This is a genomic window from Streptomyces sp. NPDC059373 (assembly GCF_042751495.1).
Classification (GTDB): domain Bacteria; phylum Actinomycetota; class Actinomycetes; order Streptomycetales; family Streptomycetaceae; genus Actinacidiphila.
Map to the genome: position 1 here is coordinate 1 of NZ_JBHYXC010000067.1, position 24,268 is coordinate 24,268.

Below are 24,268 nucleotides of genomic sequence, written 5' to 3' on the forward strand. Positions count from 1 at the left end.
GCAAGATCAACGAACTCCACCGGCCACTGCGGCCGGTACGCGACAACGACAACCGGTCTGTGCTCCCCGGGAAACGGCATGGCCCTGAACGCTACCGTCGAGCCGCTCTTCGCTCCCCGCATTCCTCACACGCTTGCAAGCGACCGGTGTTGCTCTTCGCCTCATGTGATCCAGTTCTGAATGGCTGGGGAGGATTGGCAGGCGTGGGGTCGGCGGCGAGTCGGTGTTGCCTGGTTGGTCAGGTACGGCCGGTGCTCCCGGTCCGGTTCAGGGCTGTCCGGGGTTTGTCCGGGCAGCCTTACGCCTCCTCTGCGGGGATGGCCGGCCGTGTCGCGTAGCGGTTGCGCATGGCGTCGCTGGCGGCGGGGCCTGCGGTGAAGACGTAGGTGGCGCTGTCGTGGAGTCGGCGGCCGGTCTTGGCGTCGACGACGACGGGCTCGACTTCCTCGCCGCTGTGCGCGTCGATGAGGATCATGCTGCGTTCGGCCGGTGTGAGGCGGGAGTTGCCCCACGCGGCCAGGGCGACGATCACCGGTCGCAGGGAATGCCCGAGTTCGGTGAGGACGTACTCGTGGCGGATGGGGTTGGTCTGGTAGGGCCGGCGCTCCAGTAGTCCGTCCGCGACGAGGGTTTTCAGCCGGGTGGTGAGCATGCTGGAGGAGATGCCCAGGCTCTCCTGGAACTGGTCGAAGCGTGTGTAGCCGTCGAAGGCGTCGTGGAGGATCAGCAGCGTCCACCATTCGCCGACGTGTTCCACCGTCGTGGACAGCGGGCACTCCCGGTCCTCCAGCCTGATCCGGCTTGCCACGGCGACCACCCTCCCAGTTACTGCTAAAGTCGAAGTTAGTAGCTTCTATTTTAGCAGTAGTGACGGGAGCGGGTGCCTTCCGCGCCCGCACCCGGGAACGGAGCACACCGTGACCACATCCACCAGCGAATCCCTCGAAGGCCGACGCGCTCTGGTCACCGGAGGCACGAAGGGCACTGGAGCCGCCATCGCCCGACGTCTCGCCCAGGCCGGCGCGACCGTACTGGTCACCGCCCGCAGCCGCCCCGACGACGTCGAGGAGAAGACGTTCATCACCGCAGACCTGTCCACCGCCCAGGGCGCGGCCCACGTCGCCGCCGAGGCGGACGCCCGCGTGGGAGGCGTCGACATCCTGGTCAACACCCTCGGCGGCTCCGAAGCACCGGCGGGAGGGTTCGCGGCGCTCGGCGAGGACGACTGGGCCAGGGAGCTGAACACGAACCTGCTGGCCGCCGTCCGCCTCGACCGCGCTCTCCTGCCGCACATGATCGCCACGGGCAAGGGCGCCGTCGTGCACGTCACCTCGATCCAGCGCCGCATGCCGCTGTGGAACGGAACGCTGGCCTACGCCGCCGCCAAGGCCGCCCTGACCACCTACAGCAAGGGCCTGTCCAACGAGGTCGCCCCGCACGGCGTCCGCGTCAACACCGTCTCGCCCGGCTTCGTGCAGACGTCGGCCGCCGACAACCTCGTCGCCCGGATCGCCCACGACGCGGGCATCACCCAGGAAGCGGCGCTGGGCCGGCTCATGGACTCCCTGGGCGGCATCCCGCTCGGCCGTCCCAACCGGCCCGAGGAGGTCGCCGAGCTCGTCGCCTTCCTCGTCTCCGACCGTGCCTCGTCCATCGTCGGTGCCGAGCACGTCATCGACGGCGGCACCACCCCCACCGTCTGAACCCGCCACCACCCCAAGGAGCGTCATGCACGACAACCAGCCCCGGACCATCACCCCGGACGCCCTGCCCGAGGTGATCACCCGCTACCTGAAGGCGCACCGCGCCCACGACACCGCCGGCGCGGTCACGGCGTTCAGCGCCGACGCTACGGTGATCGACGACGGCAACACCTACGAGGGCACCGCGGCGATCGAGGGGTGGCTGGGCCGGTCCGCCGGCGAATTCACCTACACCATCGACCTCACCGAAGCCCGGCAGGCCGACGCGACCCACTACATCGCCACCCACCACCTCGAAGGCAACTTCCCCGGCGGCACCGTCGATCTGCGCTATCAGTTCACACTCCGCGACGACCTCATCGAACGCCTCGTCATCGAACCGTGAGTCCGCTCACCTGATGCCGCCGTGTGGCAAGCCCCGCTCACCCCGTGACCGGCCCGTCTCAGCCGTCGTGCCCAGTCAGCCACCCGGCCACCGGGCCGGCCCTCACGTTCGGCATCCACCCCCGCAGATCAGCGCGTGCATGCCTGAGGAATCAAAGCGAGCAACTCCGAGGCCATCCTCAGCACAGGGTGAGGAGATTCAAGGTTCTGGCAGCAATTTCGTGAAAAACTAACGTCAGCGTGTGGCTTGGTCGGGAATGCCCTGGTCATGGGGGTTGCGCGATTATCGGTTGAAGACCTGCTCTTTCCCGGGATAGCCGGGGTGAGGGTGGAGCGTGTGGCGGCGTACATGGGCGAGCTGCTCGTGGAAGCGTTGAGCAACTGCCCTTCGAGACCGTGCCCGGACTGCGCTGCGGTATCCCGTCGGGTGCACAGCCGCTAGTGCCGGACGCTGGCCGACTGCCCGGTAGGAGGTCGACGGCTGCTGGTCCGGCTGACCGTGCGACGGTTCTTCTGCGATTCTCCAACCTGCCTGCGTCGCACGTTCGTTGAGCAAGTCGAAGGCCTGACGGAACGCCACCAGCAGGTCAGCACGGATCTACGGAGCTGGCTCCGGGCCATCGCGGCGGAGTTGGGTGGCCGGGCCGGCGCACGACTGTGCCGGAAACTCTCTGTGCACGCAGGGCGAATGAGACTGCTGGCGCTGATCCACGCTCCGGTGGTAGCCGAGCGGGCCCCACGGGTGTTGGGGGTGGACGAGTTCGCCTTCCGGCGTGGTGTCCGCTACGGAACCATCCTGGTCGACGTCGAGGCCCGGCGGCCGGTCGATGTCCTGCCGGACCGGAGCTCCGAGACGCTGGCCGCGTGGCTGCGCGAGCACCCTGGGGCCGAGGTGGTGTGCCGGGACCGGGCAAGCGCATATACCCGTGCGGTCAAAGAAGCCGCCCCGAACGCAACCGAGGTGGCGGATCGCTGGCACCTGCTGAGAAACCTCTTCCTTGCGGTGGAGAAGACCTGCCATGAGCATCGCGTCTGCCTGCAGAAATACGCCGAACGCATCCAGCGGGCCGAACCGAGGATGCCGGCGCTGGAGGCCCTGCCGCCGTCTTTGATCGTGGACCGGGTCCTGCGGCGCCACGAGGAGATCAACCGTATGGTCGACGTCGGCTACCCGCTCAGCGAGATCGCCCGCCGCCTCGGGCTGGACCGCAAGACCGTGCGCCGCTACCGCGACACCAACTTCGACGTCCTGCTTGCCTCGGCTCGCGACCGCAGGAACGTGCCCCTCGACCGGTTCAAGCCGTATCTACAGGCCGAGTTCGCCGCGGGCAACACCGTTGCCACCGAGCTGTACCAGCAGATCCGCGACCGCGGCTTCCGCGGCGGATACTCAACGCTCTCCGCTACGTGGGGACCCTGCGTGACGGCACAGCCGTCCCAGCCCCCGCGCCTATCCCGACTCCCCGCAAGATCACGGGGTGGATCATGCGACCGCGGGAGAACCTCCCGCCGCGAGAAACCGATGCTCTGGAGCAGGTCCGGCTGGCCTGCCTGGACATCACCAACGCCTGCGACCTGGCCGGTGCCTTCACCGACCTGGTCCGTCACCGCCGCGGCCACCTGCTGGGTGAGTGGATCCGGCAGGCCGAACGCTGCGATCTGGGGCCGCTCCGCTCCTTCGCCAGCTTCCTCCGCCAGGACATCAATGCCGTCACCGCAGGCCTCACCCTCTCCTACAGTTCCGGCGTCGTCGAGGGCCATGTCTGCAGAGTCAAGATTCTCAAGAGGAGCATGTACGGCCGCGCGTCCTTCGCACTCCTCCGAGCGCGGATTCTCATCCCACCGTGATGCCGACCCACGTGCCGAAACTCAGTTTGGGCGGCTGCGAGGAGATTCGTTGCGCAGCCGCCAGATCTCCTTCCATTGCCGGGCGTGGTCGGCCGCCAACAGTGGGTCGGGCGCGTCGGCCCGCTGCACCGCGAGGCTGACCCCGCAATCCCTGCACAGCTGATGGATCCGGAAGGCGCCGTCGTGCCAGACGCTGGTGTTGTCCCGGTTTCCGCATACTCGGCACGTCAGCGCAGGAGCTTCATCGGGCGGAACCGACGAACGGAGCACCCTCTCGACTACCACTGGCAGTGGCTCGTCGGGATGCATTGTCGGCTCGGGACAGTAGGCAATGTTCCCCCACCCACGCTGCCAGCCTCGCCAGGACTCGTCTGCTTTCACCTGCCGAAAGCCACGCGCTTTGTCTGCTCGCCGACTGTTGGCATAGCCAAGCTCGTCAGCGAGCCAGAGCTGTCGGGCGTGCTTCAACTCCTCGACGGCGCGTACGAGCGAGCTCGGATCCTTCTCCAGATTTTTGGGAATCCTCGCGCTGAGGCAGAGGTGGTGATAGGTCGCTCGGAAGCCATAGGGCGCGAAGTGGACGAGGCAAGACCGCAAATTCGTATGCCGGGCGCGCGTGGGCAGGCCCTCGTCGTAGACCCGTCTCTGGTGCGTGTTGAAGCTGCTCATCCCAGGACGCTACGGCCTGCCAAGCACGGATCGCACTTCACTTTGACGGCTCACCTTCGACATCGAAGATAGTCGCGTGCAGCGCGCTGATCTGGGGCGACTGGGTTGGATGTCAATGAGTGCGGCTCGTCTCGTGTGAGCTAGGTGTGCTGTCTCGTGAGGTCGGTGCCGCTAGGCGGAACTGGTGGTGCTGGTCGGCAGAGCCTGCTGATAGAGCGCCACCAACACACCGTGCAGGGGCTGGTCCTCTGCATCTTCCTCGGCCTCGTCGACCAGTCGGGCGAGGGCCTCGCCGAGTTCTCTTGCCTTCGCGGGGCTGAGACGCAGGTGGAGCAGTGTCAGGTGGGTCTCGGCGGGAGAGCGGTCCAGCTCCTGGGCGACCGCGGCGAGCATCGCGGCGGTGCCTGCCGCTTGGGGTTCGGCGACGACCATGTGACGTGCCGTGCGCTGGTAGTACTGCTCGGTGCCGCCGCGGACCTGGCGGGTCTCGGCGATGTGGACCAGCCCGGCATCGCGGAGCACCTTGAGGTGGTGGGCCACGTTGCCCTTCTTCGCATTGAGCTGCGCCGCAAGCTGGCTGGTGGTGGCAGGCCGGTGGCCCAAGGCGAAGAGCAACCGCTGACGCAACGGGTGAGAGAGCGCCGCGAACTGCTCAGGTGCACCGATCTCCAGGACGTCCTCAGGAGGCGGCAGATAGGGAGGCTGATCACGCATACCGAAAGTGTCTAAACTCGTTGACGCTTTCGCAAGGGCAGTGCTCTACTCCCTGCCATGACGACTCCGACGAAGCTTGCGCCGGCCCCTGTCATCGACGAGACAGCCCGGCTGCTGACCGAGCACTACATTTTCCCCGAGATAGCCGAGCAGCTCGCCGGCCTGCTGCAACGACGCCTGGCCGAGGGGGCCTATGACGTCGACGGTGCCGAGGAGCTCGCCCGCCTGGTCACCGTGGACCTGCAGTCCGTCAACGGCGACCGACACCTGAGACTGAAGCACCACGCCGACCCGGTCTCCCCGAAGCAGGGGGCGGCCACCCGGGACGCCATGCGCCGGGACTTCGACACCTCGCTGGGCGGTGCGCCCCGGGTGCAGTTGCTCGACGGAGGGGTCGCCGTGGTGGAGCTGGCACCGATGCTGTTTCCGCTGGAGTGGACCGCCGAACCGCTGAGCGCCGCGCTCACCCTGGCCTCCCGCGCCCAGGCGCTGATCGTGGACCTTCGCGCCAACCGGGGCGGCGACCCGGACACGGTCGCCTTCGTCTGCAGCTACCTGCTCGACGAGCGCACCCACCTCAACACCATGTACTGGCGCGGCAGCGAGCGCACCGAGCAGTCCTGGAGCCTGCCGCACGTTCCCGGAGCGCGCTTCGGCGGCAGCAAGCCGTTGTATGTGGTGTCCAGCAACAGCACCTTCTCTGCCGCTGAGGAGCTGGCGTACGACCTCCAGCAGCTCGGCCGCGCAACAGTCGTCGGCGAGCCCACCCGCGGCGGCGCACACCCGTGCAACGGCTGGACCCTGCACCCGCACCTGGAAGCCACCGTCCCCGTGGGCCGCGCCATCAACCCCGTCTCCAGCACGAACTGGGAGGGCACCGGCGTGCAGCCGGACATCCCTTGCGCTGCTGCTGACTCCCTCGACCGCGCTCACGCGCTGGCCCTCGCGCGACTGGCAGGCTGACCCAGTCCAGCTCATCGACAGCACTGCGCGCAGCGCCTCCCCCATCCACATCGGCGGCTGACTTCGGCGGCGGAGGCTCCAGTCTCCGCCGGCCTCCAGCGCGCTCACCCCGCACGACCAGGTTCACTGTCATAGAAGCCGAAAGGGCTGGGTTCGCTGTCAAACGCCTGGATTGGATGGCAAGGGACAACGGCCCAAGGTTTCGCCCCGGCCCTGTTCTTCACGCAAGTGCTGATAGAACCTTGAAACCGACCACCCCTGCTCGGGTGTGATCTCACACCTGCTCGATGGATCTCCCCAACTGTTCTCGACAGGGTGAATGAGGTTCTGTGCGTCATCCCCAGTTGTGATCTCCGGTTAAACCGTCGATGGATTCGCGCAGGATGTCCGCGTGACCCGCGTGCCGAGCGACTTCCTCGAGCATGTGAATCAGTGCCCAGCGCAGTGAAACGGTGGCGCCGTCGAAGAACGCGAATGCGGTGCCGGTGGCGTCGATGTCGAGGCTCTCGATCGCATCGTCCGCGGCGGCCCGGGCGCGGGCGTAGAAGTCCAGGATGTCCTTGGTCGGCTCGTCAGCGGCCACGTGCCAGTCGGACGCCTCGTCGCCTTCGACTTCGAAGGGAAGGGGATCGCACTCGCGGCCGAACGTCAGGCAAAACCAGCCGAGTTCAGCGCCGGCGAGATGCTTGAGCAGTCCGAGGAGGCTCGTGCCCGACGGGGCCACCGGGCGGCGCAGTTGGTCGTCGTCGAGGCCCTCGAGCTTCCATAGCACCGCGTCGCGGTTTCGATCCAGGGCGATGTGCAGGCTTTCCTTCTCGCCGCCGGTGAACGGCACGTGTTTGACCATGCCCAGACCCTAAGGGTTGTCCCGTAAATGATCTTCGGGTTGGTGCGGCTGTGGGCCGCCCGCCTATCCGTCGAGGGTGAGGTTGTGCAGGCGGGCGATGCCGAGCATGGCGTGGTGGACGCCGTTGCCTTTGAGGCGGCAGTCGCGGAGGATCTTCCAGGTCTTCATCCGGGCGAAGACGTGTTCCACGCGGGCGCGAACCTGTTTGTGGGACTTGTTGTGCGCTGCTTTCCAGTCGGGCAGGTCTTCGCCCCTGCGGCGTCGGTGGGGCATGACGAGTCCGGTGCCCGGATAGCCGCCGTCGGCAATTGTCGTGGTGCGGCCGACTGCGGCCCTGGCGCCGGATTCCTCCCATGCCTTGCAGTCGTTGCGGTTGCCCGGCAGCGGGCGGCCGACCACGACCACCCGGCGGGTGTCGGCGTCGATGACGACCTGGTGGTTGGTGGAGTACCGGTAATTCTTCGACTGCTCGGCTACCTCGTGGTCGCGGGTGGGCACCAGGGTGCCGTCCACGATCAGCACGGTGTCCTTGGCGAACCGGCGCCGCGGCTGCAGGGACATCAGCGGGCCGAGCTGGACGATGATCCGGTCCGCCGCCGACTTCGAGACGCCGAACAGCGGGGCCAGCTGGCGCATCGTCAAGTTCGTACGCCAGTAGGCCACGACCAGCAGCACCCGGTCCTCCAGGGCCAGACTCCAAGGTCGTCCCCGGCGAACCGCGTCGGCGCCCTCGCGCCGCAGTGCGGCCACCAACGTGCCGAACCGGCGCGGGCTCAGTCCGGAGAACGGGGTTATCCAAGACGGCTCCGACGCCGTAATCACACCAGCCACACCGTGATCATCTCGCCCGCGGCCGACAGAGGCCCTAGCGTCGACTGCGCAGCAGCGATCCGAGCGCCAGGCCGGCGCCCAGACCGACCAGGGCACCGACCGATGTCCGCCATGCGGGCGACGCCCCCGCAACGGGCACGGCAGGCGGACGGGAGGCAATGGGCGAGCAAGTGGGTGGTCCGGAAGCGACAGCGCGAGCGTGCTCCTCACCCACGATGGCCAGGAAGCGACGACCAACACGGCTCCCCGACGAACCGGCGATCCACGAGGTGTGAGCCCTGCTCCAGTAGTGCCGCCCAGCCTCTCCGGTGAACATCCCAGCGAGCATGTCCCGCAGCAAACTCTCGCGAATGGTCCCGATCTCGAAGCCCATCCACGCGTAGTTCATCATGAGGTCGGCATAGACATGCCGCTTCTGCTCATGAGGATCGACGATGTCCGTGTCGCCCCAAACAGGCTGGAACAGCGCCATGTCGTCAAGCTCCAGGCGGACCAGCTCAAAGTAGTAGCTGCGTATCCCCTGGACCTGGTCCGCCCTGGCCTGCCGGTTCTGAACGCCCAGGGAAACGGCGACGCCGGCCAACGCCAACGCCGAGACGATCGCCGACGTGAAACCGTACGCCGCGCCGATCTGACTCAGCCTGTTCCAGTCCACGCCCGTGGAGCCCGAGAGCTCCTCCAGCACGAAAGGCGACAAAAGCACCACCGTCAGCGCGAGCGCCGCAGCAGCGACCAGCCCCAGAGCTCTGCGGACTCGGCGAGCCACCGCTGCAGCCGAGGACCCATGACGAATTATCAGGTCGATCACCCCCCAGGCGAGCCTGCCCCAGTGACTAGGCCGAGCCTGGGGCAGGCTACTTCCAGCCGAGGTGCGGCATGGCCCGCCTGCACAACCTCACCCTCGCCGGATAGGCGGGCGGCCCGCCACCGGACGGACCACAGCCGCACCAACGCGAAGATCATTTACGGGACAACCCTTAGCTTGCGGGCAAACTCCCCACCCCACATGCCGGTTCTGCGTCCCCTCAACGAGCAGCGGTCGGTGGCGCTGCCGACTGGATCCACGCTGGGCCCGACGGCCGGTAATGGGCGGTGTGGCGGAGTACGGGAGTTGACGATGGCCGGGAACGGGGAACTGGCGGATGCCCAGCGCCGACACTGGCAGGAGGCCTACCGTGCCCATCCGGGCATGTACGGGGACCAGCCCTCCGAGCCCGCACTGCACGCGGCCACAGTGTTTCGGGCGGCCGGCGTCCGCGAGGTGCTGGAACTGGGAGCCGGGCACGGCCGGGACGCGCTGTTCTTCGCCCGCTGCGGGTTCACCGTACGGGCCACCGACTTCAGCCCCACCGGGCTGGAGCAGCTTCGGGAGGCCGCCCTCGGGGCGGGGCTGGACGACCGGGTGAGCCCGGCGGTGCACGATGTACGGGATGCGCTGCCGCTGGCCGACGACAGCGTCGACGCGACCTTCGCGCACATGCTGCTGTGCATGGCCCTTTCGACGCGGCAGATCCGCGCCCTGGTCGCAGAGGTCCGGCGGGTGCTGCGGCCCGGCGGGGTCTTCGTCTACACCGTGCGGCACACCGGCGACGCGCACTACGGGACCGGCATCGCCCACGGCGACGACATCTTCGAACACGGCGGCTTCGCCGTGCACTTCTTCTCCCGCGACCTGGTCGACGCACTCTCCGACGGCTGGGACGTGACCGAGGTCCACCCGTTCGAGGAGGGCGAGCTGCCCCGCCGTCTGTGGCGCGTCACCCAGACGGTCCGCCCCCGTTGACCGGTCAGGCCAGGTGGTAGAGCAGCGGCATGGCTCCGGTCCGGTTGGCCCGCAGGTTGGCCAGGACGTAGCGGTAGAAGCTGGGCTTGGTGAACTGCCGCACCGCGAGGGCGGCCGGGGTCAGGTCCCAGCGGGCGTGGTTGACGAACAGGTAGTCGGCCTCGCCGCCCAGGGGCTCCAGCAGCACGGAGTTGTCCAGCCCGGTCTCGGCGGTGAACCAGCCGGCGAGGTGGTCCCACAGCTCGTACGACACCTCCGCGTCCGCGCCCACGAAGTAGTTGAACAGGAACAGGCCCTGGCGGGTGCGGTCCACGTCGCCGATGCACTTGCGGCAGCGCGCGGCCGTGGCGTGGACGTCGGGGGAGGCGTCCTCCAGCAGGCCGAGGACCTCCTTGTAGGTCGGGCTGCCCCGCACCTCGTCGATGTCGTCGAGCGACTCGGTCTCCACCAGCATCACCACGTCGTACCGTGCCGGGTGCCCGGCCTGCCGGGCATACCCGACGAGCGGTGGGACGGTGAGCGCCCGGTAGACGCTGGCCTGCTTCACCGCACTGGCGTGATTCAGATCGCCCGCGGCTGCCTTCAGCGTGCCGAGCAGGGCTTGCTTGGCCGGGCTGTCGCCCGGTCGTGGGATCCGGCCGCGCGGCGGCTCGACCGCGGCCCCCAGGTGCAGATACCCGGACGCCGGCGGCTTCGCCAGCCTCGGCGGCCGGTACTTCGCACTCTGATTGACGATCTTGAGGCCCATGGAATCCTCCAGGTGCCCTCCGTGTCGGTCCAAGATGCTCCGTACCCCAGCGCCTACCCGGCGTGCTGCGCCTCACGCCGACACCAGTCCGCCGGGGGCGTTGCTGATCTTCACCGCGGCCGATGAGGGTTCACGGGCTCGGCCAAGTCACCGAAGGCGACGGTCCCGACCACACCAGTGCAGCAGGATCCGCGGCCTCGCCATCCGCCCATATGGTGATGTCACGGTCGGCGACCACACCGAGCAGACTGGAGGCCTTCGCGTTGCCGCGTCTGGCAACGTTTGCCCTTTCGACGAAGGCGCGTGGGTGCCAGTCGTGGCATGGCGGTTTCCAGCTACCGGCACTCGTACACAGCAGGGCTCGGTCCCGTCTATGGGATCAGGGCGTTGTAAACCTCGAAGACCTTCGAGTCGAACGGCGGTGCACCGAACTCCTGGGATGCGGGGTGGACCGTCTCTTCCATGAAGCGCCGGAGGGCGTCTTCCGACTCCCATACGTCGATGACCTGCCGGCCGCCCGCCTCGCCGGGTGCCGCGAAGTGAGCGATGAGCCCGGCCGGCGGTTTCGCTGGGTCCGGGAGCGTCGGCGCGTCGGCGAAGGTCGATCATGCGGCAAGGTGCGCATCGGACACCGCGCCGACGACTCTCGCAAAACCCGACGGCACGGGTTGTCGCCCCCGCTTCGTCTACCGCCTGTCGTGCCCCAGCCGACGAGATAGGCCCGACCTGCTGCGAAGCAAATGAGGCACGCCGAAAAGGCCGAGACCACAGCCAGACTCGACTTCGGCCTGCCGGAGCCGCGGGGTCGATCACGAGCGCGGAGTCCAAGCACGTCGACGCCGACCACGGTGCTGCCGATGACGCGGCGGGAGTGCCCAGGACCGGACGGTTTCCGGGCCGGCCGTTCAGAGGGCGACGGTGCGGACGAGGTGGTCGTAGCGACGCATGCGCTGGGAGCGGTAGGACTGACGTCCGGCTGCCAGTAGGCCCAGCTCGTGGCGGACCACGAGGCCGAGACGGAGGCAGAACTCCTTGGGTTCCTCGGCGGCGTCCGGGCACTCGGGGACGATCCGGTCGACTATGCCCTCGGCCAGCAGATCGGCGGCGCCGACGTGCTGGCTCCTGGCCATCCCGCCGGCCCGCGTGGTGGTTCTGTGCATGATCACGGAGGCGCCTTCGGGTGGCAGCGGCGACAGCCAGGCATGCTGGGCCGCGATGACCCGGTTGGCGGGCAGCATGGCGAGCGCCGCCCCTCCGCTGCCCTGGCCGAGCAGTACGGTCAGCGACGGCGCCTCCAGCGTGAGGAGGTCGGCGAGGCAGCGCGCGATCTCCGCCGCGAGTCCGCCCTCCTCGGCGGCCACCGACAGGGCTGCGCCAGGGGTGTCGACGACGCTGACCAGCGGGAGCCGGAGCTGGCTGGCGAGTTGCATACCGCGGCGGGCGACGCGCAGCGAGACGGGGCCGAGCGGCTCCCGTTCGCTCTGTCCGCGTCGGTCCTGGCCCAGGACGACGCACGCCGCGCTCTCGAAACGGGCGAGGGCGAGGAGGATTCCGGGGTCGGCCTCACCCTCGCCGGTGCCGTTGAGCGGGATGACGTCGGCCGCAGCGTGATCGAGGAACTCACGCACGCCCGGCCGTTCGGACGAGCGGGTGCGCCGGATCGAGTCCCAGGGGTCGGTCGGCGCGGGTACGTCGAAGTCGGGGGCGGCGGAGGGCGCAGGCCGTCCGGAGCCGAGGATTTCCAGCGCGCGGTCCAGAACGCTGGGCAGCAGCTCAGGCGTCACCACGTCGTCGATGAGGCCGTGCGCGTAGAGGTTCTCGGCGCTCTGCACACCCTCAGGGAAGGCCTCGCCGTGCAGGCCCTCGTAGACCCGCGGTCCCAGAAAGCCCAGCAGCGCCTCGGGCTCGGCGAGCGTCAGGTGGCCGAGCGAACCCCAGGAGGCGAAGACTCCGCCGGTCGTGGGGTGGCGCAGGTAGACGAGGTACGGCAGGCCGGCCGACTTGTGCCGGATCACGGCGCCGCAGATCGTCACCATCTGCACGAAGGCCGGAGTGCCTTCCTGCATCCGGGTGCCGCCCGAGGCAGGAGCGGCGAGCAGCGGCAGTCCCTCGCGGGTAGCGCGCTCGACGGCCGTCGCGAGCCGGACCGCGGCGGCGTGGCCGATCGAACCGCCCAGAAAGCGGAACTCGCTGGCGGCGATGGCGATGCGGCGGCCGCGGACCAGACCTTCGCCGGTGATGACCGACTCGTCGGTGCCGGCCCGCGCCGCGGCGGCGTCGAGTTGCCGGGCGTATCCCTCGTCCGCGACCGACCGGTCGGGTGGCAGATCCCAGCTGCGGAAGGAGCCGGTGTCGACCACGGTCTCCACCAGTTCGTACGCGCTGAGCCGCGGGCGCGGTTCGGGCATCGGCATCTCCTGCTGTTCAGTCGTCGGCGCGACTCGGGATAATTCCTCTGTCCGGCATTGCCCACCGCCTGGGGCGGGTTGAGGGAAGGAGGACGTCCGGGGGACGGAGAGGGATGGTGCGTCAGGAGGGGGTGGATCTGACGGCTTCCTCGCCCACTTCGTCGTGGCCCTCACCGGTTGTCCTCTCGTCGTGCTCCGGCTCCTCGGCCTCGTCGCCGACGACGCCGTCCGCGCTGTCGTCCGCGCCGCCGTGGCCGAGGTAGGACTCCAGGAGTGCCGCCCGGTCGCCCAGCTCCGCAGCGGTGCCCGAGACCACCATCCGCCCCGACAGCAGCACCGCACCCTTGTCGCACACGCTCAGAGCGATCGAGGCGTTCTGCTCGACCAGCAGGATCGGCATTTCGCGTTTGACCTGTGCGAGGGCCTGGTAGACCGCCTTGACGACGATGGGGGCGAGTCCCAGGGACGGCTCGTCGAGCATGAGCAGGCGAGGCGAGGACAGCAGCGCCCGGCCGATGGCCACCATCTGCTGCTCCCCACCGGACAGTGCCCAGCCGAGGCGCTTGCGCAGCGGCTTCAGGGCGGGGAAGAGGTCGTACACGTCGTCCAGCCCGAAGGTGGCCGGGCGTTTGCCGCGGGCCGTCGTGCCGACGAGCAGGTTGTCGTTGACCGTGAGGCTTCCGAAGACGTGTCTGCCCTCCGGGACATGGATCAGGCCGCGCCTGGCCAGTTCCTCGGCTGCCGTTCTGGTGACGTTCTCGCCGTCGAAGCGCACGGTGCCCGAGGAGGGGATCAGCCGTGAGACGGCCCGCAGGGTGGAGGTCTTTCCGGCGCCGTTGGCCCCCAGCAGGGCCAGTGCCTCGCCCGCCGCAACCGTCAGGTCGGCCCCGGCGACTGCCTCGGTGGTTCCGTATCTGACCCGAAGGTCTCTGACCTCAAGCATCGATCGTCACCTGTCCCAGATAGGCGTCGACGACCCTCGGATTGGCCCAGACCTCGGCGGGATTGCCCTCCGCGATCTTCCGGCCCAGCTCCAGCACCACCATCCGGTGGCAGAGCTCCTCAAGGAAGTCGATCTTGTGCTCGACCACGAGCAGCGCCGGCCCGTTCTGCTCCCGCCAGCGGGTCAGCAGGTCGACCAGCTCTGTGGTCTCGACGTCGTTGAGCCCGGCGGCCGGCTCGTCGAGCAGCAGCGTCCGGGGCTTTCCCGCGTAGGTCCTGGCCAGTTCCAGCCTGCGCCGCTGGCCGTAGGACAAGGCGCCGGCGAGCTGGCCGGCCTCGTTCTCCAGCCGGGCGAAGCTCAGCGCGTCGTAGGCGAGATCCCACTGTCCGCGCTCGTGGCGCATCATCGCCGGGCGGCGGAACCAGGCGGGCAGCAGAGTCCTGACCCGCCAGTCCTGGAGGCCGATGAGAACGTTCTCCAGACAGGTGAGGTCGTCGTGCACCTGCGGGGTCTGAAAGGTGCGCAGGACCCCGTGGCGGGACAGCCGCCCGGGCCACCCGAGCCGTACCGAGCTGCCGTTGACCCGCAATTGGCCGCCGGCCGCGACCAGTCCGGTGAGCGCGTTGATGAACGTCGACTTGCCCGAGCCGTTCGGCCCGATCAGACCGACCACCTCGTGGTCCTCGACCGTCAGCGACAGTCCGTCGACGGCGACGACACCGCCGAAGCGGACCTTGATGTCCTTGGCCTCAAGCACGGGCCTTCCACCTCCGTTGGACCGTTTCGCGCAGTCCTGCGATGCCCTTGGGGAAGGCCACGACGATGAGCAGCACCGCGAGACTGTAGATGAAGTCGGAGTACTTCTGGATGGATCGCAGGTACTCCGGCAGATAGGTGAGCACTGCGGCGCCGATGAGCGGGCCGTAGATGGACAACGAGCCTCCGAGCAGCAGCATGAGCAGCACCAGCAGGGCGATGTCCACGTCGAACGCCTCAAGTCCGACGTAGCCGGAGTTGTGGGCGTACAGCGACCCCGCCGTGCCCTGCATTCCGGATCCGACGGTGAAGGCGGCCAGTTGCAGGAGCTTCGGACGCAGACCCACCACGGCGGCCACCGGGCCGTGGTCACGGGCCAGTTGCAGGTCGCGGTAGGCGGGCGAGCGCATGAACCAGATGGTCAGCAGCAGGAAGAGCGCCAACAGGCCGAGCATCAGGTAGTAGCGATCTGCCTGCGAGCTCAACTCGATGCCGAAGAAGCTCGGCACGGCCACGTCGGAGACACCGGAGTAGCCCCCGGTGAAGGAGGTCCACTGCCGGAAGAGGATGATCAGCAGCCCGCCGCAGGCCATCGTCGCGATGGCGAAGAAGATCATCGAGCAGCGCGCGAAGACCACCCGCATCACCGCGCCCAGGACGGCGCAGGCCAACGTGGCGCCGATCAGGCCCGACCAGAAGCCGCCGGCGTGATTGGCCACCCAGATCGACACATAGGCGCCGGCGGCGTACACGCCGTAGGTGGCGAAGGTGAACGAGCCCCCGAGGGAGAAGCACCAGAAGAAGCCCAGCGTGAGGATCGCGTAGATCATGACGGTGTTCATGATTCCGTCGCTGTACTCGTCGCCCCCGTAGACATAGGGCGCGATCAGGCCGAGGACAGCCACCGCGGTCAGGGTGAGGAACTGGTGCTGCCGGAAGACCGGCGGCGCGAAGCGGAAGGCCCCGCCGAGGCCGCCCCGTTCCAGGGGGAGCGGGGGTGGGATGACATCAGTACCGGACACCGGACACCATCCTCACCAGGCCCTGCGGGCGGACGGCCAGGACCGCGACCAGAATCAGGAAGGGGTACGCATCCGTGAGATCAGGGGAGAGGTAGCCGCCGAGCAGCGCCTGCGCGACCGCGATGAACAGTGCGGCGCCTGCGGTGCCGCCCAGTCGCTCCCCACCGAGAACCACGGCCGCGAAAGCACTCAGCAGCAATCCGAATCCGAGGGTCGGGGTGACCGAGATGGTGGGGCCTATGAGCACGCCCGCCAGACCGGCCAGGGCCGCGGACAGTCCGAAGACCACCGGGGACAGCCGGCGGACGCGGATACCCTGGAGCAGGGCCGCCTCCCGGTCCGCGGCCAGCGCGCGGACCTGGCGGCCGATCGGTGACCGCTGGAAGAGCAGGTACAGACCGACACCGACGAGGATCGTCACCCCGACGGTGAGGAAGGCCTGTTGAGGGACGCTGGCTCCGAAGACGTCGACGGTCTTCGTGCCGAAGGGCGAGGGCAGACTCCGCGGGTCGGTGCCCTTCCACAGGATGATCACGGAGCGGATCGCCAGGCCGAGCGCGAAGGTCGAGATCACGATGGTGAGCGGACTTCGGTTCCTGATCGGCGCGTAGCCCACCCGCTCAAGGACGACGCCGACTGCGAAGAGGATGACCAGCATCAGCAAGAACATCGGCAGTTGGCCGTATCCGAGGCCGGAGACCAGCCAGAATCCGATGTAGGCGCCCAGGGTCATGAGGTCGCCCTGGGCGAAGTTGACGACGCCGGTGGCGTTCTGCAGCAGGACGATGCCGAGGGCGATGAGTGCGTAGATCGCTCCCTGGGCGATGCCGCTGGAAAGGATCGAGACGAATCTATCCATGGAGCGACCTCCCGATGAGTGGATGCGCGGCTCCGGTCCGGCCCACGTCGAGGCCGGGGGACTGGTGAGGGTGGTGGGGGTGGTGGGGCTCAGAAATCGGTGGGCAGCTTCTCTTCCAGCTTCGCCAGGGCCGGCTTGCCGCCGGCCCATGAGAGGATCGGCACGTTCTGGTAGAGGTTGTTCCTGCTGTCGGCCTTGAGGGTGCCGCAGGCGCCGTTGTATGTGAGGGTCTTCAGGGCGGCGGCGATCTTCCCGCCGTCGATGGAACCCGCCTGCTCGATGGCGTGCTCGAGCAGGTACATCGCGTCGTAGTTGCGGGGTTCCAAGTAGTCCTCCGGGGCCCGGCCGAACGCCTTGGTGTAGGCGGCGACGAACTTCCTGGCCGCCGGGGTGTTCAGTACCGTCGCCCCGCAGTTGGAGACGTTGAGCGTGTTCTTGGTGGCGAGTGAAGAGGGCAGCAGCCCGTTCACGACCGCAGAGCCGACCGTGAAGGTCATGATCGGCACGTGGACGTTGTTCTGCGCGGCCTGCTTGACCACGAGGGCGTCCGTGGTGGCGTATCCCCACTCCCAGATGGCTCCCGCATGGCGTGCGGCCAGGACCGGCTCGGTCAGATCCGTGACGTCGGGCGGAACCGATCGCTGTGTCGTCCTGACGCCCTTGGTCTTCGCGTTCGCCACGACTTTCTGCGCGCCCTCGGTCGGGGCCGCGTCCTCTGTGTGGATCATGAGGATGGACTTCACGTCGAGCGTGTCGATGAGGTACCGGTTGGCGGCCTCGGCGTACTGCGTCGTGGTCGGGCCCATCCGGAACGCCCGGTCGTACTTGAGGTTCGCGGCGGACGTCAGAGAGCCCAAGGTGTTGTGGATCACCGGGATGCCGGCCCCTTTGATGAGCAGCATCGACGCCTTGAGGCCGGAGGACACGCCGTAGCCGACGATGGCCGCCGGGTGGTATTTGATGGCGAGGCTGGTCGCCCGCCGGGCGCCCTCCGGGGTGATGTCGGTGTCGAATGTCCTGAACTCGACCCTGCGGCCGCCGATACCGCCGCCTTCGTTGATCTGCCGGACGGCGAGTTCGAAGGCGTCGGTGCCGCCCTTGACCGCGTTGGGGCCGGTCAGGATGCCGAGGTAGGCGATCTTGATCGGGCCGTTCGGATCAGAGGAGCCGGCCCCGCCGCCCGGGGCGCAGGCGGCGGTCAGACCGGTCAGACCGAGGGCGACGGCGGCAGCCGTCCAGCGTCCCAGCGAGTGCTTCATGAGGACCCCTCATCAATCTTGCATAAGTTTGAAACTTATGGCAGTGAGGTGACGAACTGGATCTGCGGAGGGTTGTCGACGGTGTCCATCGCCTTCGTCATGTCGAGGTCGCCCGCCTGCGTCGCCGCGCCGAGTGCGGCGGCCGCGGCGGCCGGGTCCACGTTCTCGCCGAGGTCGTAGACCGCCAGGTAGCGGGGTGCGCCGTCGTCGAGCACCAGCTGGTAGCGCTGGACACCTCCCGGTACCGGAAGCAACGTGGTCACCTGGGGGATGTGCACCGACTCGTACCAGGTGTGGAACTCCTGCTCCGCCTCCGGTGCCGGGCTGGCCCAGGCGAGCATCAGGGTGTGGGGCATGGCAACGCCTCCATTAAGATAGTTTGAAATCTATCGACACGTAGTTAACGGGGGGCCTGCTGCGGAGTCAAGGGTTCGCGCACGCAGACGTTGCAGACGGACCGTCGCCGAGCCTGTCTCCGGCTCTGCCGCAGCATGTGGCGAGGACTCCGCCGAGGTCAGTCCAGGGAGGCCACGAAAGCCCGCAGCTGCCGGATGGAGCGGCATTCCACGACGCGGTCGCACCACGGTGTGTAACGGCCGATCACCGAGTCGCCGCTGTCCCAGGCCGCGCGGGGCTCCGGATTCAGCCAGTACACGTGCGCGGAGGCCGCGGCGATCGCGGCCAGTGCCTCCGGGTGCGGCTCGTGGTAGTTCGACCGGGCGTCGCCGAGGACCAGCACCGTACTGCGCTTGCTGAGCTGTCCGGCCGTCAGCTCGCGGAAGGACGCGAAGGCGTGGCCGTAGTCCGACCGTCCGTCGAGCCAGACCCCGCTGGCCCGGGCATTGATCTCGCGGGTCGCCGCGAGGATGTCGTCCGAGGCGGCGAGCACGTCCGTGACCTCGTCCACGCCGTCGACGAACACGAAGGAGCGCACCGCGGCGAACTCCGTGCGCAGTGCGTACGCCAGTTGCAGAGTGAACGACGCGAATGCGGCGACGGAGCCGGAGATGTCGGCGAGGACGACCAGTTGGGGCTTGGCCGGTCGCTGCGGGCGGAACACCGGCTCGGCCGCGACGCCGCCGGTCGACATCGAGGCCCGGATGGTGCGGCGGAAGTCCAGCACTCCGCGTGAGCGCCGCCGTCGCTTCGTCTGGAGCCTGGCGGCGAGCTTGCGCGCGAGCGGCTGCACGGTCTCGCCGAGCACGGCTGCGTCGCGACGCGCTGTCCGTAGGAAGTCCAGGTCCTCCGGCAGCGGCTGCCGCAGCGTCCGTGCGACTGCTGCCGCTCCCCGGTCGGCGACCAGCCGCCGCCGGATCTCGGCCTCCACCTCTCGCCCGACCCGCCGTACGTCTTCTTCCGCGCGCTCGCGGGCCAGCCGCCGGCCGAGCGCCCCCGCCGTCGCGCCGTCCTCCGGCGCCGCGCCGCCGCCCTCCGCATCGCCGACGAGCGAGGCCAGCACGCGGTCCCCGCCGATCGCCCGCATGGTCCGCAGTTGGTACAGCGTGCCGGCCACGGCCCGCCCCGCCTCGAACCCCGCGTGTCGGTCGACGAACCCGGCGACCGCGAGACGGATCAGGCCGAGATCCTCCCGCCGTACCGCATCGACGAGAACTTCTCGCAGCCTGTCGTCGGGAAGGCCGCTCAGGACACCGCCTGGGACGCCGTCCGCGGAACCCGCTGCGACGGCGGATGAGCCCGGTCCGCCGTGCTGTTCTCCGTCCCCTGCCGGCCGAACGGCGAAGCAGATGTCGAAGACCAGGTCGAAGGTCGCGTCGTGGGCAGAATCCTTGACCAGCGTGGTGCGCAGGGCGGCGCGGACCGTCTCGCGGTCGAGGACGTCGACCGCGGCCAGCGAGCGGGCGGCGTCGACGTGTTCGGAGAGCGCCACGGGGATCCCGGTCGCGCGGAGTTCGCGGACCAGGCCGTCGAGTACGGTGAGCATCGCCACCTGATCTCCCTCTGGTCCGACGCGGCGAGCGGACGTATGGTCGCGCCGTGTCTGCCATGAGTGTTCTGTTGGTTCACGGGCTGGGGTCGAGCTACGAGCAGAACTGGCTGCGGCCGGGTTGGGTCGACGTGCTGGAGGCGGAGGGACTGCTGCCGCGACCGGTGACGTTGCCCGGGCACGGGGACGTGCCGCTGACCGGGTCGCCCGCGGACGCCGTGCTGGCCGCGGCGCGCGACGCCGACGGAGCGCCGGCGGGCGTGGGGTTCTCCGCCGGGGCGATCGCACTGCTCTCCGCGGCCGCGGCCGAGCCCGGTCGCTTCTCGCGGATCGTCCTGCTCGGTGTCGGCGACCACGTGCTGGCCCCGGAGCGGGAGTCCGTCTGGCCGCTGGCGGCCGCACTGCGCGGTCCGGCCGAGCCGCTGGACGTGCTCGAACGCACCTTCTGGAGGCTGGTCGGGCACAGCGGCAACGACCGTCGTCGGATCGCCGCCTACCTGGAGTCGGCGCCGCTGGGCGTGGCCGCGGAGCGGCTGGCGGAGGTCCGCTGCCCGGTGCTGGTGGTCGTCGGCGATCGCGACCGCGCGATGCCCGCCGAGGCGCTGACCGCGGCCCTGCCGGAGGCCCGCCTCGTGGTGCTGCCGGGAGTCGACCATTTCGCCACGGTGACTGCGCTCGCGGCCTTCGACGCGGTGGGGCATTTCCTGACGTCCTAGCCGGGTCGGCGGGCCAGCTCGCCCGTGACCAGCTCGATGTCGGCCTGGTTCTTCAGCAGGAGGTTCAGCCCCCGCACGACGGCGGCGGTGTCGACGTCCACCGCGCCCAGGTGCACCAGAGTTCTGGCCCAGTCCAGCGTCTCGGCGACGGAGGGCTTCTTCCGCAGGTCGAGCCGGCGCAGGGACGCCAGGACGTCCGCGACCTGCCGGGCGAGGACGTCTGTGATCCCCGGGACGTGGGCCGTGACGATCTCGCGCTCGCGTTCCGCATCGGGATAGCCGATGTGCAGGTACAGGCAGCGCCGCTTGAGCGCCTCGGAAAGTTCGCGGCTGTTGTTGGACGTGAGGAAGGTGCGCGGATGGGTGCGGGCACGCACCGTACCGAGTTCGGGGATGGAGACCTGGTACTCCGAGAGGACTTCCAGCAGCAGGGCCTCGGCCTCCACGTCGAGGCGGTCGACCTCGTCGATGAGCAGTACGGCCCGCTGCTCGCTGCGGATCGCCGCGAGCAGCGGGCGTTCGAGCAGGTAGCGCGGGCTGAAGATGTCGTCCTCGAGGGCGTCCCAGTCCCTGCCGTCACCGGCCTGTAGGCGCAGCAACTGCCGCCGGTAGTCCCATTCGTACAGCGCCTTGGACTCGTCCAGACCCTCGTGGCACTGGAGTCGGATCAGCTGGGCACCTTCCGCCTGTGCGACGGCCTTGGCCAGGGCCGTCTTGCCGGTGCCGGCCGGGCCCTCGACGAGTACGGGTTTGTCGAGCTGCTCGGCGAGATGGACCGTGTCGACGGTCTGGGCGTCCGGCAGGTATCCGGCACCGCGCAATGCTCGTTCGAGCAGGGCGGGAGCGGCGGCTGGTGCGACGGGCTCAGTCATGGGTGGCCCTTCGATTGATATTTCGTCGATCCTAAAACTATTTGGGCCCGCGGAGGCCGGTCAAGCGGCCCCAGAGCCCTCGTTGCAGGGTTGACACGCCTCTGGGGGCAAGATAGTTTCACGAATATCGAAAGGCCCTACGGGTGCCGCACGCCGGTCAACCTCCGACCGCAGCCGCTCGAGCCCGTACAGATGCCGCGAAAGGCAGGGCTCCATGCCGAAGATCGTCGCGCTTGTGAAGCACACACCGGACCTGGCGAGCGACCGCAGCTACGCGGACGACCTGACCGTCGACCGCGACGGCGTCGACTGCCATCTGTCGGAGCTCGACGAGTACACCGCCGAGCAGGCGATCACCTTGTCGGAGAACGTTCCGGCCACCGAGATCACCTACCTGACCGTCGGTCCCGAGGACGCTGATGCCACACTGCGCAAGGCGCTGGCCATGGGCGGTGACCGGGGTGTACATGTCCTCGACGACGGTCTGCACGGTTCGGACGCGATGGCGACCGCGCGCACCCTTGTCGCCGCGCTCTCCCGGCTCGACTACGACCTGGTCCTGTGCGGCATGTCCTCCACGGACGGCGCCATGGGCGTGCTCCCCGCCATGCTCGCCGAACACCTCGGCCTGCCGCAGGTGACATACGCGATGAGCCTGACGTGTGACGGCACCACCGTCGAGGCGGTCCGCGACACCGACGAGGGCACCGAGGAGCTGGTCTGCTCGCTGCCCGCCGTGGTCAGCGTCACCGACCGCACCGGCGAGGCGCGGTACCCGTCGTTCAAAGGGATCATGGCCGCCAAGAAGAAGCCCGTCGAGACCTGGACGCTCGGCGATCTCGATCTGGACGCCGCCACGGTCGGCGCCGCGGGATCGCACACTGCGGTGCGCGAGGCCGTCCGGAGGCCGCCACGGCAGGCGGGCGAACAAGTGAAGGACGAAGGCGAGGGCGGCACCGTGCTCGCCGACTACCTGGCCCGCCACAAGTTCATCTGAGGAGTTCCCATGCCCGCCGTCATCGTGCTGGCCGACGCGAGATCCGCAACCCTGCCCAAGTCCTCCGCCGAACTCGTCACCCTGGCCCGACGCCTCGGCGATCCCTGGGTGGTCTCCTTCGGCGGCCTCGACCCGCAGGAGTACGGCAGGTTCGGCGCGACCCGCGTCACCGTCGTGGACGACCCGGCGGTGAACGATCACCCGGTGCTGCCCAAGGTCGACACGGCGGATGCGCTGCTGGCCGAGCTGTCCGAACCCCCTGCCGCGGTCCTCACCAACAGCTCGTCGGAGATGCGCGAGGTGGCCGCCCGCCTGGCGGTCAGAACCGGCTCCGGGGTGATCACCGACGCCGTCGACATACGGCTCGACGACGAAGGCAGGGTGAGCGCAGTCCAGTCGGTCTTCGCGGCTGCATTCCTCGTCACCTGCGACGTCACCGTCGGCATCCCGATCGTCGCGGTCAAGGCCAACGCCGTGACGCCTGAGGAAGCGCCCGCCGAGGTCGAGGCAGACCGCCGGTCCGCCGTCATCAGCGACCTTGCAGCCGCGGTGCGGGTGACCCGCCGCACCACCCGCGAGTCGACCGGGCGGCCCGAACTGACCGGCGCGTCGGTCGTCGTCAGCGGCGGCCGCGGCCTCGGCGGCACCGAGGCCTTCGGGCTGGTCGAGCGGCTCGCCGACCAGCTCGGAGGAGCGGTCGGAGCGTCCCGGGCCGCGGTGGATGCCGGCTGGTACCCGCACAACTACCAGGTCGGCCAGACCGGCAAGACCGTTTCGCCCGAGCTGTACCTGGCCGTCGGCATCTCCGGCGCCATCCAGCACCGTGCGGGTATGCAGACCTCCAAGACCATCGTCGCGGTTAACAAGGACCCTGACGCCCCGATCTTCGACCTTGCCGGCTTCGGCGTCGTCGGCGATCTCCACCAGGTCGTCCCGGCGCTGTCCGGGGTCATCGAACGCCGCCGGGCCTGATCCCGTTCCGTCCTGGGACCCGCGCTGCCCCGCCCGTTCCGCGCCCCGCCCCTCCTCGCTCGCCTCGCTCCCGGAGACTCCCCATGGATGTGGACCTCACGGCCGACCAGCGGCTCTTCCATTCGACCACCCGCGACTACCTCGAAAAGTCGGTACCCCTCGGCCGTGTCCGCGAACTGGCCGGCGCGGGCGGACACCGGACTGGCCGTGGCCGGTGCCACGAGCGTCACCGGCCACCTCGGTGACGAGAAGGGGCTGGGCGAACAGGGGCCGGGCGCCTTCGGCCACAACTACCTCTTCCGTCAGGGCGCCAGTCTCGGCGGTGGAAGCACGGAGATGTCCCGGAACATCATCAGCGAGCGTCTGCTGAAGATGCCGCGCGAGTTCGCTGCGGACCGCGACATCCCGTTCAGCCAGGTCAAGCAGGGACGTTGACACACGGACAACACCAGGAGCGCGGCGTGGACCCATACGAACTGCGGCGACAGGACTTCTCCCTCGACGAGGACCAGGAGGCGGTACGTGACGCCTTCGCCGGCTTCTTCGCCAAGGAATGCACCACCAGCGTGGTCCGGGCCGCCGAACCTGTGGGGCACGACCCCGCGTTGTGGACGAAGCTCGTCGGGATGGGGGCCGCCTCCATGGCGCTGCCGGAGGAGGTCGGCGGTGACGGCGCCGGCATCGTCGAACTCGGCCTGGTCGCCGAGGAGATGGGACGCTGTCTGGCTCCCGTTCCCCTGCTCGACCACGTGGTCGCCACCCGGCTGCTCGCGGCCGCGGGCACGGACCCGGCCCACGAACTGGTGGAGCAGGCCGTGGACGGGAGCCGGCTGCTGGGGCTGTCGCTCGGTCCCTCTGCCGGGCCGCGGCTGGTCACGACCGCGGCGGTCGCCGACAGTGTGGTCGCCCTGGACGGAGACCGGGTCGTCGTGCTGACCACGCACAGCGGCCGCCCGCACGTGGGCAACCAGGCGTGCCTGCCCTACGCGTGGGTCGACCCGGGGGACCGGGCGGCCGAGACACGCTCGG

At 69.0% G+C, this 24,268-nt stretch carries 26 protein-coding genes and 1 pseudogene; 11 read left to right on the plus strand and 16 right to left on the minus strand.

The annotated features are described in order from the left end of the window. Window positions 1-298: 298 nt before the first annotated feature. The gene (locus ACFXJ5_RS39330; protein WP_384642688.1) at window positions 299-808 is read right to left on the minus strand and encodes a winged helix-turn-helix transcriptional regulator; all 510 of its coding nucleotides are present in this window, start codon (window positions 806-808) and stop codon (window positions 299-301) included. A gap of 109 nt (window positions 809-917) precedes the next feature. Between ACFXJ5_RS39330 and ACFXJ5_RS39335 the strand changes: the two genes are divergently transcribed. The 4 genes and pseudogenes from ACFXJ5_RS39335 to ACFXJ5_RS39350 all read left to right on the plus strand — a co-directional run bounded on the left by ACFXJ5_RS39335 (window position 918) and on the right by ACFXJ5_RS39350 (window position 3,935). Beyond that, window positions 918-1,703 (plus strand): SDR family oxidoreductase, encoded by a 786-nt coding sequence (locus ACFXJ5_RS39335; RefSeq protein WP_384642691.1) that lies wholly within the window; start codon window positions 918-920, stop codon window positions 1,701-1,703. Window positions 1,704-1,728: 25 nt separating this feature from the next. Beyond that, on the plus strand, window positions 1,729-2,088 hold the full coding sequence (locus tag ACFXJ5_RS39340; RefSeq protein WP_384642694.1) for a nuclear transport factor 2 family protein: 360 nt from the start codon (window positions 1,729-1,731) through the stop codon (window positions 2,086-2,088). A 450-nt stretch (window positions 2,089-2,538) separates the two neighbouring features. Further along, window positions 2,539-3,126 (plus strand): annotated as a pseudogene (locus ACFXJ5_RS39345) (ISL3 family transposase); the annotation flags it as partial. 446 nt (window positions 3,127-3,572) lie between these two features. Next, window positions 3,573-3,935 (plus strand): transposase, encoded by a 363-nt coding sequence (locus ACFXJ5_RS39350; protein ID WP_384642697.1) that lies wholly within the window; start codon window positions 3,573-3,575, stop codon window positions 3,933-3,935. 21 nt (window positions 3,936-3,956) lie between these two features. Here the strand turns inward: ACFXJ5_RS39350 and ACFXJ5_RS39355 are convergent, their stop codons facing one another. Together ACFXJ5_RS39355 and ACFXJ5_RS39360 are read right to left on the minus strand one after the other, a co-directional pair. Continuing rightward, entirely contained in the window at window positions 3,957-4,604 is a 648-nt protein-coding gene (locus ACFXJ5_RS39355) for a hypothetical protein (RefSeq protein WP_384642700.1), read from the minus strand. A 171-nt stretch (window positions 4,605-4,775) separates the two neighbouring features. Next, the gene (locus ACFXJ5_RS39360) at window positions 4,776-5,318 is read right to left on the minus strand and encodes an ArsR/SmtB family transcription factor (protein ID WP_384642703.1); all 543 of its coding nucleotides are present in this window, start codon (window positions 5,316-5,318) and stop codon (window positions 4,776-4,778) included. Between the two features lie 57 nt (window positions 5,319-5,375). Between ACFXJ5_RS39360 and ACFXJ5_RS39365 the strand changes: the two genes are divergently transcribed. After that, a complete protein-coding gene (locus ACFXJ5_RS39365; protein WP_384642706.1) occupies window positions 5,376-6,281 on the plus strand; it encodes a S41 family peptidase in 906 nt (301 codons plus the stop codon). Window positions 6,282-6,615: 334 nt separating this feature from the next. Here ACFXJ5_RS39365 and ACFXJ5_RS39370 read toward each other — a convergent pair whose 3' ends face one another. The 3 genes from ACFXJ5_RS39370 to ACFXJ5_RS39380 all read right to left on the minus strand — a co-directional run bounded on the left by ACFXJ5_RS39370 (window position 6,616) and on the right by ACFXJ5_RS39380 (window position 8,767). Next, window positions 6,616-7,128 carry a DinB family protein gene (locus ACFXJ5_RS39370; RefSeq protein ID WP_384642709.1) on the minus strand — a complete coding sequence of 171 codons (513 nt, stop codon included), beginning with the start codon at window positions 7,126-7,128 and terminating at the stop codon, window positions 6,616-6,618. 63 nt (window positions 7,129-7,191) lie between these two features. Continuing rightward, window positions 7,192-7,959 carry a transposase gene (locus tag ACFXJ5_RS39375; RefSeq protein WP_384642712.1) on the minus strand — a complete coding sequence of 256 codons (768 nt, stop codon included), beginning with the start codon at window positions 7,957-7,959 and terminating at the stop codon, window positions 7,192-7,194. A gap of 34 nt (window positions 7,960-7,993) precedes the next feature. Continuing rightward, entirely contained in the window at window positions 7,994-8,767 is a 774-nt protein-coding gene (locus ACFXJ5_RS39380) for a DUF6082 family protein (protein ID WP_384642715.1), read from the minus strand. A 309-nt stretch (window positions 8,768-9,076) separates the two neighbouring features. Here ACFXJ5_RS39380 and ACFXJ5_RS39385 point away from each other — a divergent pair, with 309 nt between their 5' ends. After that, on the plus strand, window positions 9,077-9,742 hold the full coding sequence (locus ACFXJ5_RS39385) for a class I SAM-dependent methyltransferase (protein WP_384642718.1): 666 nt from the start codon (window positions 9,077-9,079) through the stop codon (window positions 9,740-9,742). Between the two features lie 4 nt (window positions 9,743-9,746). Here ACFXJ5_RS39385 and ACFXJ5_RS39390 read toward each other — a convergent pair whose 3' ends face one another. The 9 genes from ACFXJ5_RS39390 to ACFXJ5_RS39430 form a co-directional block, all read right to left on the minus strand. Then, window positions 9,747-10,490: a hypothetical protein gene (locus tag ACFXJ5_RS39390; protein WP_384642721.1), complete on the minus strand. Its 744-nt coding sequence runs from the start codon at window positions 10,488-10,490 to the stop codon at window positions 9,747-9,749. Window positions 10,491-11,395: 905 nt separating this feature from the next. Continuing rightward, window positions 11,396-12,898, minus strand: a complete 1,503-nt coding sequence (locus tag ACFXJ5_RS39395) for a carboxyl transferase domain-containing protein (RefSeq protein WP_384642724.1) — start codon at window positions 12,896-12,898, stop codon at window positions 11,396-11,398. Window positions 12,899-13,019: 121 nt separating this feature from the next. Further along, window positions 13,020-13,841, minus strand: coding sequence for an ABC transporter ATP-binding protein (locus ACFXJ5_RS39400; RefSeq protein WP_384642727.1), 822 nt, complete (start codon window positions 13,839-13,841; stop codon window positions 13,020-13,022). Next, window positions 13,834-14,598: an ABC transporter ATP-binding protein gene (locus ACFXJ5_RS39405; RefSeq protein ID WP_384642730.1), complete on the minus strand. Its 765-nt coding sequence runs from the start codon at window positions 14,596-14,598 to the stop codon at window positions 13,834-13,836. The genes ACFXJ5_RS39400 and ACFXJ5_RS39405 overlap by 8 nt, the downstream gene beginning before the upstream one ends. After that, a complete protein-coding gene (locus ACFXJ5_RS39410) occupies window positions 14,591-15,619 on the minus strand; it encodes a branched-chain amino acid ABC transporter permease (RefSeq protein ID WP_384642733.1) in 1,029 nt (342 codons plus the stop codon). The genes ACFXJ5_RS39405 and ACFXJ5_RS39410 overlap by 8 nt, the downstream gene beginning before the upstream one ends. After that, window positions 15,606-16,478, minus strand: a complete 873-nt coding sequence (locus tag ACFXJ5_RS39415; RefSeq protein ID WP_384642736.1) for a branched-chain amino acid ABC transporter permease — start codon at window positions 16,476-16,478, stop codon at window positions 15,606-15,608. Before ACFXJ5_RS39415 ends, ACFXJ5_RS39410 begins: the two co-directional genes overlap by 14 nt. An 89-nt stretch (window positions 16,479-16,567) precedes the next feature. After that, on the minus strand, window positions 16,568-17,737 hold the full coding sequence (locus ACFXJ5_RS39420; RefSeq protein ID WP_384642739.1) for an ABC transporter substrate-binding protein: 1,170 nt from the start codon (window positions 17,735-17,737) through the stop codon (window positions 16,568-16,570). A gap of 35 nt (window positions 17,738-17,772) precedes the next feature. Beyond that, window positions 17,773-18,093 (minus strand): hypothetical protein, encoded by a 321-nt coding sequence (locus ACFXJ5_RS39425; protein WP_384642741.1) that lies wholly within the window; start codon window positions 18,091-18,093, stop codon window positions 17,773-17,775. 158 nt (window positions 18,094-18,251) lie between these two features. Next, window positions 18,252-19,679, minus strand: coding sequence for a VWA domain-containing protein (locus tag ACFXJ5_RS39430; protein WP_384642760.1), 1,428 nt, complete (start codon window positions 19,677-19,679; stop codon window positions 18,252-18,254). Between the two features lie 62 nt (window positions 19,680-19,741). Here ACFXJ5_RS39430 and ACFXJ5_RS39435 point away from each other — a divergent pair, with 62 nt between their 5' ends. Then, a complete protein-coding gene (locus ACFXJ5_RS39435) occupies window positions 19,742-20,398 on the plus strand; it encodes an alpha/beta fold hydrolase (protein WP_384642744.1) in 657 nt (218 codons plus the stop codon). Here the strand turns inward: ACFXJ5_RS39435 and ACFXJ5_RS39440 are convergent. After that, entirely contained in the window at window positions 20,395-21,270 is an 876-nt protein-coding gene (locus tag ACFXJ5_RS39440) for an AAA family ATPase (RefSeq protein WP_384642747.1), read from the minus strand. The two genes, ACFXJ5_RS39435 and ACFXJ5_RS39440, sit on opposite strands and share 4 nt — an antisense overlap. 214 nt (window positions 21,271-21,484) lie before the next feature. Between ACFXJ5_RS39440 and ACFXJ5_RS39445 the strand changes: the two genes are divergently transcribed. From ACFXJ5_RS39445 to ACFXJ5_RS39460, 4 genes are all read left to right on the plus strand, one after another. After that, the gene (locus tag ACFXJ5_RS39445; RefSeq protein ID WP_384642749.1) at window positions 21,485-22,267 is read left to right on the plus strand and encodes an electron transfer flavoprotein subunit beta/FixA family protein; all 783 of its coding nucleotides are present in this window, start codon (window positions 21,485-21,487) and stop codon (window positions 22,265-22,267) included. A 9-nt stretch (window positions 22,268-22,276) separates the two neighbouring features. Continuing rightward, window positions 22,277-23,239 carry an electron transfer flavoprotein subunit alpha/FixB family protein gene (locus tag ACFXJ5_RS39450; RefSeq protein WP_384642751.1) on the plus strand — a complete coding sequence of 321 codons (963 nt, stop codon included), beginning with the start codon at window positions 22,277-22,279 and terminating at the stop codon, window positions 23,237-23,239. Window positions 23,240-23,404: 165 nt separating this feature from the next. Beyond that, window positions 23,405-23,674 carry a hypothetical protein gene (locus ACFXJ5_RS39455; RefSeq protein WP_384642754.1) on the plus strand — a complete coding sequence of 90 codons (270 nt, stop codon included), beginning with the start codon at window positions 23,405-23,407 and terminating at the stop codon, window positions 23,672-23,674. A gap of 26 nt (window positions 23,675-23,700) precedes the next feature. Further along, window positions 23,701-24,268: acyl-CoA dehydrogenase family protein (locus ACFXJ5_RS39460; RefSeq protein WP_384642757.1), on the plus strand; the 568-nt coding region annotated here is incomplete at its 3' end.